The organism is Pseudoxanthomonas sp. 97-1-1 (assembly GCF_057773125.1).
Genome location: NZ_JBYMTJ010000002.1, coordinates 219,152 through 231,685, shown reverse-complemented (window position 1 = coordinate 231,685; position 12,534 = coordinate 219,152). Strand labels below are relative to the sequence as shown.

Sequence of the window (12,534 nt, the reverse complement as noted above, 5' to 3'; positions counted from 1 at the left end):
GAGGGGTTGGGGTGAGGGTACGGCGGAATCAGCAAGGCTGGAACATCCCGGACTTCGCCGTACCCTCATCCGCCCCTTCGGGGCACCTTCTCCCGGAGGGAGAAGGAACAAGCCTTCAAGCCCGCGCTTCCTTCAACAGCTTGCCGCCGGCCTTCTTCTCGCGCGCGGCGCGGATGAAACCGACGAACAGCGGATGGCCATCGCGCGGCGTGGACAGGAACTCCGGGTGCGCCTGGCAGGCCAGGAACCACGGGTGCACGCTGCGCGGCAGTTCCACCATCTCCACCAGCAGGTCGTCCATCGACTTGGCGGCGATGACCAGACCGGCGTCTTCCAGTTGCGTGCGGTAGCGGTTGTTGAATTCGTAACGGTGGCGATGGCGCTCGGCCACCACGTCCTTGCCGTAGAGCTCGCGCGCCAGCGTGCCGGGCTTCAGGCGCTGCTCCTGCAGGCCCAGGCGCATGGTGCCGCCCAGGTCGGAGCGCTCGTCGCGCTTCTCCACGTCACCCGTCGCGGTGCGCCATTCGGTGATCAGACCGATCACGGGGTGCGGCGACTGCTTGTCGTTCTCTGTGCTGTTGGCGTCCGTCAGGCCGGCCACATGGCGTGCGTAATCCACGACCGCCGCCTGCATGCCATAGCAGATACCGAAGTACGGGAGCTTCTGCTCGCGCGCGAAGCGCGAGGTCAGCACCTTGCCTTCGAAACCCCGGTCGCCGAAACCGCCGGGCACCAGGATGCCGTCCACGCCCCGCAACAGGGCCATGTCGGTGCCTTCCAGTTCCTGCGCTTCGATCCACTTGAGGTTGACGCGCGTGCGCTGGCGCAGGCCACCATGCTTGAGCGCCTCGCCCACGGACTTGTAGGCATCCTGGTGGTCGACGTACTTGCCGACCACGGCGATGGTCACCTCGTCCAGCGGATTGAGCGTGGCATCGACCGCCGCTTCCCACTCGGACAGGTCCGCCGCCTTCGTGTTGTCGATGCGGAACTGGCGCAGGACGATCTCGTCCAGGCCCTGCCCGTGCAACCCCATCGGAATGCGGTACAGCACGTCCACGTCCGGCACGCTGATGACGGCACGCTCGGGCACGTTGGTGAACAGCGAGATCTTGCGGCGCTCGGAGTCCGGGATCGGCTGCTCCGACCGGCACAACAACACGTCGGGCTGGATGCCGATCGACCGCAGTTCCTTCACCGAATGCTGTGTGGGCTTGGTCTTCAGCTCGCCCGCGGCCGCCACGTACGGCACCAGCGTCAGGTGCATGAAGAGGGCCTTCTCGGGACCACGCTCGGTGCGGATCTGACGGATGGCCTCCAGGAAAGGAAGCGATTCGATGTCGCCGACCGTGCCGCCGATTTCCACCAGCGCCACGTCGAAGCCTTCGGTGGCCTCGTCGATGCAGCGGCGGATCTCGTCGGTGATGTGCGGAATCACCTGGACGGTGGCGCCCAGGTAGTCGCCGCGACGCTCCTTGCGGATCACGTTCTCGTAGATCCGGCCGGTGGTGACGGAATTCTTGCGGCTCAGGCGCGTGCGCACGAAGCGCTCGTAATGGCCGAGATCCAGATCGGTCTCGGCGCCGTCATCGGTGACGTACACCTCGCCGTGCTGGAACGGGCTCATGGTGCCCGGATCGACGTTGATGTAGGGGTCCAGCTTCATCATCGTGACCTTCAGGCCACGTGCTTCGAGAATGGACGCAAGCGAAGCGGCGGCGATGCCCTTGCCTAGCGAGGACACAACGCCGCCGGTAACGAAAATCAGGGGAGTCATGGGCGGGGCTCCGGAAAGCCATAGTCTACAGGCAACACGTGTCGCCCGGAAGCGCGACGCCCCGCCGGAGCGGGGCGTCTGTCATCAGTGATGAGCCACGAAACCCTTGCGACGCAAGGGTTTCGGCGGATCTGCGGAAGGTCAGGGCTTGCGCTCTTCCTCTTCCTCGCCCGCCTTCTTCTGCTGGCCCTCGGCGGCCTTGCGCTTGGCAGCGGCCTCGTTGGCGGCACGGCGGCGCGCCTTGGCGTCGGGGTCGGACGGATCACTGGTCTGGGACTGGTCCTGCTTCGGCTTGTCGGCATCGGCGCCCGCCTTGGACTGGGCGAACGCATGGACCGCGAACAGCGCGCCGGCGACGGCGGCGGAGAGCAGCAACAGGTTGCGCGACTTCATGGGAATGCTCCTCGTGGGATGGCGGGAATCTGGGGGCACCGGATGGCGCCCGCAAGGGCTTCCATGTCCACACCGCAAGCGTACTGCGCCCTGCCCGGCCCTGGACTGAACATGGCAAAAAAGCCGCACTGGCCGCACACTGCCGCCCGGTCCGGGATTCCGGACGGGAACAGGGCGCGTCGCGTGGCCTGCGACGACCTTCGGGTCGACTGTCCCCACCATCACGTCATCCTGCGGCGTCCATGGCGCCGCGCCGCCGCACCGAGAACCTGAAAACCCCATGAGCAGTCGCTACAACGCCGCCGACATCGAAGTCCTCTCCGGCCTTGACCCCGTCAAGCGCCGCCCGGGCATGTACACGGACACTTCGCGCCCGAACCATCTGGCGCAGGAAGTCATCGACAACGCAGTGGACGAGGCGCTGGCCGGACACGCCGGCAGCATCGAAGTCACGCTGTTCAAGGATGGCAGCTGCGAAGTCAGCGACGACGGTCGCGGCATGCCGGTGGACATCCATCCCGAAGAGAAGATCCCGGGCGTGGAACTGATCCTCACCCGGCTGCATGCGGGCGGCAAGTTCAGCAACAAGAACTACACCTTCTCCGGCGGCCTGCATGGCGTGGGTGTCAGCGTGGTCAACGCGCTGTCCACCCTGGTGGAAGTGCACATCAAGCGCGACGGCAGCGAGCACCGCATCACCTTCCGCAACGGCGACCGCGCCTCGCCGCTGGAAGTCGTCGGCAGCGTGGGCAAGAAGAACACCGGCACCCGCGTGCGCTTCTGGGCCGATCCCAAGTATTTCGACACGCCCAAATTCAACGTGCGCGCGCTCAAGCACCTGCTGCGCGCCAAGGCGGTGCTCTGCCCCGGCCTGAATGTCACCCTGTTCGACGAAGCGAGCGGTGAGCGCGACAGCTGGCATTACGAAGACGGCCTGCGCGATTACCTGCGGGGCGAAATGGCGGGCCGCGAACTGCTGCCGCCGGACATCTTCGTCGGCCAGTTGAAGAAGGACAGCGAGGTCGTCGACTGGGCCGTGGCCTGGGTGCCGGAAGGTGAACTGGTGCAGGAAAGCTACGTCAACCTGATCCCCACTGCGCAGCACGGCACGCATGTGAACGGCCTGCGCAGCGGCCTGACCGATGCGTTGCGCGAGTTCTGCGATTTCCGCAACCTGCTGCCGCGCGGCGTGAAACTGGCGCCGGAAGATGTGTGGGACCGCGTGGCCTTCGTGCTGTCGCTGAAGATGACCGATCCGCAGTTCAGTGGCCAGACCAAGGAACGCCTGTCGTCGCGCCAGGCCGCCGGCTTCATCGAAGGCGCCGCCCACGATGCCTTCAGCCTGTGGCTGAACCAGCACGTTGAGCTGGGCGAGAAGATCGCGCAGATCGCCATCGAGCGCGCCAGTGCGCGCCTGAAGACCGAGAAGCAGGTCATCCGCAAGAAGGTCACCCAGGGCCCCGCCCTGCCCGGCAAGCTGGCCGACTGCATCAGCCAGGACCTGTCGCGCACGGAGCTGTTCCTGGTGGAAGGCGACTCCGCAGGCGGCAGCGCCAAGCAGGCGCGCGACAAGGATTTCCAGGCCATCCTGCCGTTGCGCGGCAAGATCCTGAACACCTGGGAAGTCGCCAGCACGTCGGTGCTCGCTTCCGACGAAGTGCACAACCTCGCCATCGCCATCGGCTGCGATCCCGGCAAGGACGACATCAGCGGGCTGCGCTACGGCAAGGTCGTGATCCTGGCCGACGCCGACTCCGACGGCCTCCACATTGCCACGCTCCTGGCCGCCCTGTTCCTGCGCCATTTCCCGGCGCTGGTACAGGCGGGCCATGTGTTCGTCGCCATGCCGCCGCTGTTCCGCGTGGATGTGGGCAAGCAGGTGTTCTATGCGCTGGACGAGGAAGAGAAACGCCTGCTGCTGGAGAAGATCGAGCGCGAGAAGATCCGCGGCCAGGTCAACACGACCCGCTTCAAGGGTCTCGGCGAAATGAACCCCGCCCAGTTGCGCGAATCCACCATCCACCCCGATACGCGGCGGCTGGTGCAGCTGACCGTGGACGACAGCCTGCAGACGCACGGCCTGATGGACATGCTGCTGGCCAAGAAGCGGGCGGGCGACCGCAAGACGTGGCTGGAAGCGAAGGGCGACCTGGCTTCCCTCGAAGTCTGAGTCCCGGCGGCGATCGATTGTCCGGGGCCGCACCTGCGGCCTCTTCACCCGCGATAGCGGCGCCATGGCGGGTGCGGTTCAACATGCCGTTCACCCTCCCGGTGAGATAACGCGGACATGGCGCAGACACCACCGCACGAAGCCCACCCTTACACCTTCGGACTCGAGGAAGAGTACTTCCTCGTGCGCAGCAACGGCCGGCGCCTGCGGCACATGCCACGCCGCTTCTTCGAGGAATGCCGCGACGCGCTGGGGAACCGTTTCGGCAGCGAGATGCTGCAGACCCAGGTCGAAGTGCAGACCCGGGTACACGACGACCCCTCTGACGCGGAATCCGATCTGCAGGCATTGCGTCGCAGCGTGAGTGGCGTTGCGCGCAAGCATGGGCTGGGGATCCTGGCGGTCGGCACGCATCCTTCGGCGCAATGGCGCGGGCAGCTCAGCACCGACAAGCCGCACTACGACCAGGTGATGGATGAGCTGCAGATGCTCGGTCACCGCAACCTGCTGTGCGGACTGCATGTGCACGTGCAACCAGCCGATTCTTCCTCGCGCGTCGCGCTGATGGCGCGCATGCAACCTTTCCTGCCGCTGCTGCTGGCCTTCAGCACATCGTCACCGTTCTGGATGGGGCATGCCACCGGACTGATGGGATACCGGCAGACCGCCTACCAGGAGATCCCGCGGACCGGGCTGCCGCCGCTGTTCCGCGACCAGGCGGAATACGACCGCTACGTGCAGCGCATGGTCGACGGCCGCGCCATTCCGGATGCGAGCTTCCTGTGGTGGGCACTGCGGCCTTCGCTCGCCTTCCCGACACTGGAACTGCGTGTCACCGACGCGTGTACCGACCCGCGTGACGCATTGGCGATCGCGCAGTTGTTCCGCTGCCTGGTACGGCACCTGGAGCGCAGGCCGGTCCTGCATGCGGAGCTGGGGGCCGGCGACCAGGCCGTGGTCGCGGAGAACCTGTGGCGTGCGCAGCGTTATGGCTTCGATGCCGGGCTGATCGACCTCGGCAGTCTGCGCCTGGTATCCGTGCGTGAGATGCTGGACAACACGCTCGATGCCTTGGCCGGCGACATCGACGCCCTGGCATGCAGGCCGCAGATCGATCGCTTCTGGCGCATCCTCGACGAAGGCACCAGCGCCCATCGTCAACTGCAGTTGCACCGCGAACGCCGCCTGGCCGGCGACACGCATGCCGAGGCTCTCACCCATGTGGTGCAGTGGCTTGCGCGCGCAAGCGCCGCCGCGTGACCGGTGTGTGCGCTCAGCGCACGGTGGCCTTCTGCTGCGACACCACGAAAACACCCGCCATCACCAACACCGTGCCCGCGATCTGCCACGGACCCATCGGCTCGCCCAGCAACAACAGGCTGAGCACGATGGTCGACACCGGCCCGATCATCCCGACCTGCGCCGCGAGGGCAGAGCCGATCCGGGCCACCGCCATCATGACCGCCAGCACCGGCAACACCGTACACAGCGTGCCATTGACCAACGAAAGCGCGTACACCTCCCACGGCAACACCAGCGCACCGAGCGGCCGGAGCAGCAGGAACTGGAGCAGGCAAAGCACGCTGGCCACACTGCTGGCGTACGCCGTCAGGCGTACCGCACCGACGCGCGCCACCACCTCACCGCTGCCAACGAGGTAGAGCGCGTAGGCCAGCGCACTGCAGAACACCAGCACGCTGCCGAGCGCGATGTTGGAACCGCCTGCCTGCAGGTCATGGCCAAATGCCAGGGCCACGCCGGCATAGCTGACCCCCAGCGCCCACGCCTGCCTGCGCGAGATGCGCTTGCGGAACGCCAACCAGCCGATCAGCGCCACCAACGTCGGCGTGAGGTACAGGATCAACCGCTCCAGCGTGGCAGTGATGTAGGCCAGGCCCGCGAAATCGAGGAAACTGGCCAGGTAGTAGCCGAGGAAACCCAGCCGCAGGATTCTGCCCAGGTCGCCCTTCGACAGCGCCGCGCTCCGCCGCGCGGCCCACAACCCCATCAGCAGGAAGAACGGGAACGCGACCAGCATGCGCAGCGCCAGCAAGGTCACCGCGTCGGCACCGTAGCGATAGCCCAGCTTGACGATGATCGCCTTGCCGGAAAAGGCGATGGCACCCATGGCGGCGAGCAGCAGGCCGGAGCGGCTGACCGCGTGCAGGCCCGGTCGCGCCTGCGGCGCTTCCACTGCCTCGGCCGGTGCCACGTCGAGTGGCTGCGCCAGTTCGTCTTCCGCTTGCGGCTGTGTCATCGCGACCGCTTCACGCCAGCGTGCATTCCAGCAGGCGACGGATCAGCACTTGCGTGCGCGCGGCGCGCTCAGGCAGGTAGGCGAAGCTGTCTTCGTCCATGTAGTTCAGCTGCGCCAGTTCGAGCTGCACCGCCTGTATGTCCCGGGTGACATCGGCGTAATGGCGGGTGATGTAGCCGCCGCGGAATCGACCATTCACGACGAAGCTGAAATCCGTCTGCGACGCAAGCACGCCTTCCAGCGCGTGCTGCAGGTCCGGCGAACAGCTCGCTCCACCGGCGGTACCGAGATTGAAATCCGGCAGGCGACCCTCGAACAGGAATGGCACCTCGCTGAGGATGGAGTGACCTTCCCACAACACGACGCGCCCGTGCGCTTCGTGGAGGCGCGCGATCTCGGCCTGCAGGGCTCGATGATAGGGGCGCCAGTAGGTGTCCACGCGTGCCGCGATCTCCTCCGGCGTCGGCTCCTGTCCCGGCAGGTAGACGGACTCGCCGCTGAAACGCACGACGGGGCACAGGCCGGTGGTGTTCTGGCCCGGATAGAGCGAGACATCATCCTCGGGCCGGTTGAGGTCGACCACATAGCGCGAGTACGCAGGCACGATGATCGATGCGCCGAGTCCGCGCGCGAAGGCATACAGCTCGGCGACATGCCAGTCGGTATCCGGAACGCGGCGTGCCTCGGTCGTCAGGCGCGCAGCGAGTTCGTCCGGCAGCGCGGTGCCATGGTGCGGCAGGCTGATGAGCAGCGGCGCCGTGCCGCGATGCAGGGTGTAGGTGTCCATGCCGCCATTGTATCGCCGCCCCCACCGGGGCAGGCGTCAGCGCAGGAGTACCACTTCCTCGGCGCTGGTGGGATGGATGGCCATCGTGTCGTGCAGGTCGGCCAGGGTGATGCCCTTCTTCAACGCCACCGCGAACCCCTGCAGCATTTCGTCGCCCCCCTCGCCCAGCAGATGCAGGCCGACCACGCGCTGGTCGTCGCCCGTGCAGACCAGCTTGAACAGGCTGCGCTGCGGCGAATCGGCCAGTGCATGCAGCATCGGCCTGAAGCGCGTCGCATATACGCTCACCTGCTCGCCGAAGCAGGCACGTGCCTCGGCTTCGGTCAGACCCACTTTTCCGACCGGCGGATGGGAGAACACCACTGTGGCGATGCTGCGGTAGTCGAGCTTCGCATCGGCCTGTCCACCGAACACGCGATCCATCAGGCGACGTGCCGCCGCGATGGCCACGGGCGTCAGTGCCGCCTGTCCCGTCACGTCGCCCACGGCGCAGATCCCGGCGACCGAGGTGTTCTGATACGCGTCCACCTGGACGAATCCGCGTGCATCGATCGCCACGCCCGCCTTCTCCAGGCCCATGCCGGAAGTGTTGGGTGTTCGCCCCGTCGCGAAAATCAGGGCGTCGAAGCGCTCGCTGCGCGTCCCGTCCACCGCCAATACCGTCACTCCGCCCCCGGACGCCTCCTCCAGCGCTGCCACGGCATGTCCGAAATGCAGACGCACCCCGTGCTGGCGCATGTCATCCGCCAGCTCCGCGGTGATCTGCTCGTCGAAGCCGTCCAACAACCGTTGGCCGCGCACGAAAAGTTCCACCTGGCTGCCCAGCGCCTGCAACACGCCGGCCAGCTCGACCGCGACGTAACCACCGCCCACGATCGCCACGCGGGGAGGCGCCGCGCACAGGTTGAAAAAATCATCCGAGACCATGCCGAGCCCAGCGCCAGGAATCTCCGGTCGTGATGGCCGGCCCCCTGTCGCGATCAGCACCTGCCTGCCTTGCAGCGCCACGCCGTCTGCATTGACCACGGTGTGCGCGTCGCTGAAACGGCCATGGCAAGGCATCAGCACCACGCCACTTTCATCCAGCCGCTTGCGATAGCTGGCATGGATGCCGGCGATGTAGCGCTGGCGATGGACGATGAACTCCTTCCAGTCCAGCGTGGGCGGCGAGACATCGAAGCCCAGCGATGATGCCAAGGCGATCTTCTGCGACAGTTCGGCCGCCAGCCACATCGCCTTCTTGGGTACGCAGCCCACGTTGACGCAGGTGCCCCCCAGTTCCCTGGGTTCCAGCAACGCCACCTTCGCACCATGCGACGCCGCGCGGAATGCGCCGGCCAGGCCGCCCGAGCCGCCCCCCAACACGATCAGGTCGAATTCCTGCGGCTTCATGCAAATCGCTCCGGTCGGTAGGGCAAGGGATCGAGAGCCGGGGTGCGGCCCGTCATCAGGTCGGCCATCAGCTGGCCGGTCGCCGTGCTCATGCTGATGCCGAGCATGCCGTGGCCCGCCGCCATCCACACGTGACGATGGCCGGGCGCGCGCCCCAGCAACGGAAGATCATCCCACGTCATCGGGCGCCACCCGTACCAGCGCTCGAGCACTTCGGCACCGAAGGGCTCACGCAGGAACTCGCGCGCGCCGCGTTCGAGAGCAGCCAGCCGCGTCTCGTTGAGGGTGTCGTCGAGGCCCGAGAATTCCATCGTGCTGCCCAACCGGAAGCCGCTTTCCCACACGGTCACGCAGACCGAGCGATCCTTCAGCACCATCGGGTGACGCGGCACGCGCAGAGGCCGTGCGTAGGTGATCGAATAACCCTTGCCTGGCTGGATGGGCGCCTTCAATCCCAGCGTGTGCGCGAACGCAGGCGTCCAGGCTCCCAGTGCGATGACGGCGTCATGTCCCGCGCGCGTGCCCTGCGTCGTTGCCAGCCGCACGCCGGTGGAAGTCGTTTCCAGCCTTTCCACGCGACAGTGTTCTTCGATGACACCCCCGCGCTCGCGCACCGCGCGCGCGAGTTCCGCCACATAACGGTCCGGACGCAGCCGCGCATCGCCGGGAAACCGGATGGCGCCCGCGACACCAGGCAGCATGGCGGGCTCCTCGCGCTCGTAATCCTTGCCGCCGAACACCTGCGTGGCAATGCCGAACTCCGCCAGTGCCGCGCATTCATCCACGTACCGCTGGAATCTGCGTGGATCGCGGAACACGTAGTCGAGTCCTTCCTCCTCGAACTCACACTCCAGTCGATAGCGGCCTACCCAGTCCGTCAGCCGGACCCGCGCATCATTGAGCAATGCGGCACGCGCCTGCGTGCTGCGACGCCAGTCGCGCAGGTTGCAACGGGCGGCGAAGCGCAGCAGCCAGTGCCACAGCGCGGGATCGACGCGGGGCTTGAGGTAGAGCGGCGCATCCGGCGTGAACATCCACCGCAATGCCTGTGCCACCACGCCCGGCGCGGCCAGGGGTGGCGCGTGGCTGGGCGTGATGGTGCCGCAGTTGCCATGCGAGGCGCCGCCGCCGACGCGGGCGGCGTCCAGCACGCGCACGCCCCGGCCTGCTTCGAGCAGTGCCAGCGCGGTCGCCAGGCCAATGGCACCGCCACCGATGATCAGGACGTCGTCGCTGGGAATATCCACCCTGTCAGTCTAGTCGCTCTCACCCTGCGCGAAGCCGCAAAGGTTGCAGCTCCGCGTACGTCAGCGAACGCCACAGCCATTCGACGGGACCGAACCGGAACCGCGACAGCCAGAGCCGGCTCAACGCCACCTGCAGGCCGAACAGCACCACCGCGAACACCGGTTGCCATGCACGCGGCAACTGGCCGAAATGACCCAGGCCATAGCCGTAGAAGATCCAGGTGCACACCAGCGACTGCATCAGATAATTGGTCAGCGCCATGCGCCCCGCCGGCGCCAGCCAGACGAACGGCCGTTGCCACGGCGCCGAGGCCAGCGCACGCATCACCCAGGCCACATAGCCCAGGCACATCAGCAGGTTCGCCAGCATCTGCAGCGTGAACGCCGTGGACACCCGCAGGTTGAACGTGGCGAAATCCATCGTCGGTTCCAGCGCCACCGAACCCAGCATGGACAGCAACCCCAGCGGCCATGCCACCCAGCGCAGGGTCGCGTACATGCGCGGAAATTCTCCGGGCCGCGCGATGGCGCCACTGCGCACGAACCAGGCGCCCAGCAAAAACAGGCCGAACGCGATGAAGCCGAACATGGTGATGTTGCTGAGCGCCATGCCCGTGCTCTTCAGGCGCTGCCAGGTGGCATCGGCATAGCTGCCACTGCCGTACGCGATGCGCTCGCTGTCGATCAGCGCCCGCATCTGCGTGCCGATCTCGGTCATCGCCTTGTCCCAGCCCTCTGTGCCGTCCAACAGCGACCCCATGCCTCCCATCAGGAACATGAAGCCGATCGGCATGGCATATGCGACCAGGCCGAGGCCGCCATACCAGCGGTATGGCATTGGCCGGAACGCAAGCAGCAGGAAGGAACACAGCGCGTACATCATCAGGATGTCGCCGGCCCAGATGAAAAGGGCATGGATCACGCCGAAGGCCAGCAGCACCAGGCCCCGTCGCCAGTACACGCCGGCGAACGGCCGGCCCGCCAGCTCGGCGCGCTGCGACATGATCGCGAAGCCCATGCCGAACAACAGCGAGAACAGCGTGTAGAACTTGCCCTGCACCAGCACATACACCAGCAGGTCGACGATGCGGTCGATCCCCGCAAGCGTCGGGTCCAGGCCGGTGCCCGACGCCATCACCGGCCCCACGAAGCCCTCCATGTTCATCAGCAGGATGCCCAGCAGCGCGAAGCCGCGCAGCACGTCCATCGCTTCGATGCGTTCGGCCACCGCGATGGGCGCCAGGTTATCGGTGATCGTCGCCGCCATTCCCATCCCCTGATGTCTTCGCTCCGATTAGACCATGCGCTGCCCGGGATCCCGCGCAGCCAAAAGAAACGGCCCGCTTTCGCGGGCCGTTCTGGAAGCAGGCATGCCGTGGATCAGTGGTGATGACCACCGTCGCCGTGCACATGGCCGTGCTCGAGTTCCTCGGCGCTGGCTTCGCGCACTTCAACGATCTCCACGTCGAAGTGCAGGTCCTTGCCTGCCATCGGATGATTGAGGTCCACGTCCACCACGCTCATGCCGACCTTCTGGATGGTCACGGCGCGCGGGCCGAAGTTGGTCTGCAGCACGACCTGCTGGCCCGGCACCAGGCGCTGGTTGCCGAAGTGCTTCTTGGGCACGCGCTGGCTCAGGCCGTCACGGCGCTCGCCGTAGGCGTCGGCCGCAGCCACGTCCACCCCGAAGCTCTCGCCGGCTTCACGGTCCTGCATCGCGGTCTCCAGGCCCGGGATGATGTTGCCGTGGCCGATCAGGATCGCCAGCGGCTCGCGGTCCTTCGAGCTTTCGATCGGCTCCTGGCCGGCTTCGGACACGGTGTAATGGAAACGGACGACGCTGTCTTTTGCGATTTTCATGCGGGACTCTGGACGGGGCCTGCCGGCGGGCAGGACGGGCGCGGCTTGTGGACCGCAAGGGAATGCGGCGAAGATGCGCCGCGATGAAGGCCCGACATTATCCCGGCTTGACCCTGCCCGCGCCACTTCGGCGCTGGGCCGTCCTCCTGCTCTGCGCCGGTCTGATCGCCTTGGCCGGCTGTGGCGGCTCCAAGCCCCAGGTCCGCAAATCGCCACCGCCCCACGCGCAACGCGATTGGCCGGTGGTGCAGGCCGACGATCCCGCCGCCGCCACTTCGGTCCTGATGCGCGCCATCGGCCTGGTCGGCACGCCGTACCGGTACGGCGGCAACACGCCGGAATCCGGCTTCGACTGCAGCGGCCTGGTGACCTACGTCTATCGGGACATGCTGGATGTGCGTCTGCCGCGCACGTCGCGGGAACTGGCGCAGGTGCAGGGACCCAGGATCGAACCACGCCGCCTGGCGCCCGCAGACCTGGTGTTCTTCGGCAGTCGCGGCAACGTGACCCATGTGGGGATCTACGTCGGTGAAGGCCGGTTCGTGCATGCCCCGAGTACGGGCGGTACGGTCCGGCTCGATCATCTGGACGGCCCCTACTGGCGGGACCATTACAGCGGCGCGAAACGCGTCCTTCGTTAGGAATCGGTCA

11 protein-coding genes are annotated in these 12,534 nt (G+C 66.7%); 3 read left to right on the top strand and 8 right to left on the bottom strand.

Going from position 1 to position 12,534, the window contains the following annotated elements:
* Nucleotides 1-115: 115 nt before the first annotated feature.
* Complete coding sequence (pyrG, locus tag AC3DET_RS08240; protein WP_488391311.1) at nucleotides 116-1,777, bottom strand: CTP synthase; 1,662 nt, start codon at nucleotides 1,775-1,777, stop codon at nucleotides 116-118.
* Nucleotides 1,778-1,918: 141 nt separating this feature from the next.
* The gene (locus AC3DET_RS08235) at nucleotides 1,919-2,170 is read right to left on the bottom strand and encodes a hypothetical protein (protein WP_192201567.1); all 252 of its coding nucleotides are present in this window, start codon (nucleotides 2,168-2,170) and stop codon (nucleotides 1,919-1,921) included.
* A 280-nt stretch (nucleotides 2,171-2,450) separates the two neighbouring features.
* Between AC3DET_RS08235 and parE the strand changes: the two genes are divergently transcribed.
* Together parE and AC3DET_RS08225 are read left to right on the top strand one after the other, a co-directional pair.
* The gene (gene parE / locus AC3DET_RS08230) at nucleotides 2,451-4,340 is read left to right on the top strand and encodes a DNA topoisomerase IV subunit B (protein WP_192201568.1); all 1,890 of its coding nucleotides are present in this window, start codon (nucleotides 2,451-2,453) and stop codon (nucleotides 4,338-4,340) included.
* A gap of 117 nt (nucleotides 4,341-4,457) precedes the next feature.
* Complete coding sequence (locus AC3DET_RS08225) at nucleotides 4,458-5,600, top strand: carboxylate-amine ligase (protein ID WP_488391310.1); 1,143 nt, start codon at nucleotides 4,458-4,460, stop codon at nucleotides 5,598-5,600.
* Nucleotides 5,601-5,613: 13 nt separating this feature from the next.
* Here the strand turns inward: AC3DET_RS08225 and AC3DET_RS08220 are convergent, their stop codons facing one another.
* The 6 genes from AC3DET_RS08220 to AC3DET_RS08195 form a co-directional block, all read right to left on the bottom strand.
* Complete coding sequence (locus AC3DET_RS08220) at nucleotides 5,614-6,597, bottom strand: DMT family transporter (RefSeq protein WP_488391309.1); 984 nt, start codon at nucleotides 6,595-6,597, stop codon at nucleotides 5,614-5,616.
* 10 nt (nucleotides 6,598-6,607) lie between these two features.
* Nucleotides 6,608-7,384 (bottom strand): N-formylglutamate deformylase, encoded by a 777-nt coding sequence (gene hutG, locus AC3DET_RS08215; RefSeq protein ID WP_488391308.1) that lies wholly within the window; start codon nucleotides 7,382-7,384, stop codon nucleotides 6,608-6,610.
* Between the two features lie 36 nt (nucleotides 7,385-7,420).
* Nucleotides 7,421-8,776 carry a glutathione-disulfide reductase gene (gorA, locus tag AC3DET_RS08210; RefSeq protein ID WP_488391307.1) on the bottom strand — a complete coding sequence of 452 codons (1,356 nt, stop codon included), beginning with the start codon at nucleotides 8,774-8,776 and terminating at the stop codon, nucleotides 7,421-7,423.
* Nucleotides 8,773-10,023, bottom strand: coding sequence for an NAD(P)/FAD-dependent oxidoreductase (locus tag AC3DET_RS08205; RefSeq protein WP_488391306.1), 1,251 nt, complete (start codon nucleotides 10,021-10,023; stop codon nucleotides 8,773-8,775). The genes gorA and AC3DET_RS08205 overlap by 4 nt, the downstream gene beginning before the upstream one ends.
* 19 nt (nucleotides 10,024-10,042) lie before the next feature.
* The gene (locus AC3DET_RS08200; protein WP_488391305.1) at nucleotides 10,043-11,290 is read right to left on the bottom strand and encodes a DUF418 domain-containing protein; all 1,248 of its coding nucleotides are present in this window, start codon (nucleotides 11,288-11,290) and stop codon (nucleotides 10,043-10,045) included.
* A 113-nt stretch (nucleotides 11,291-11,403) separates the two neighbouring features.
* Nucleotides 11,404-11,883 carry an FKBP-type peptidyl-prolyl cis-trans isomerase gene (locus tag AC3DET_RS08195; RefSeq protein ID WP_192201576.1) on the bottom strand — a complete coding sequence of 160 codons (480 nt, stop codon included), beginning with the start codon at nucleotides 11,881-11,883 and terminating at the stop codon, nucleotides 11,404-11,406.
* An 83-nt stretch (nucleotides 11,884-11,966) separates the two neighbouring features.
* On the opposite strand from AC3DET_RS08195, the gene AC3DET_RS08190 reads away from it, so the two are divergent.
* A complete protein-coding gene (locus AC3DET_RS08190; protein ID WP_337731148.1) occupies nucleotides 11,967-12,524 on the top strand; it encodes a C40 family peptidase in 558 nt (185 codons plus the stop codon).
* Nucleotides 12,525-12,534: the final 10 nt, after the last annotated feature.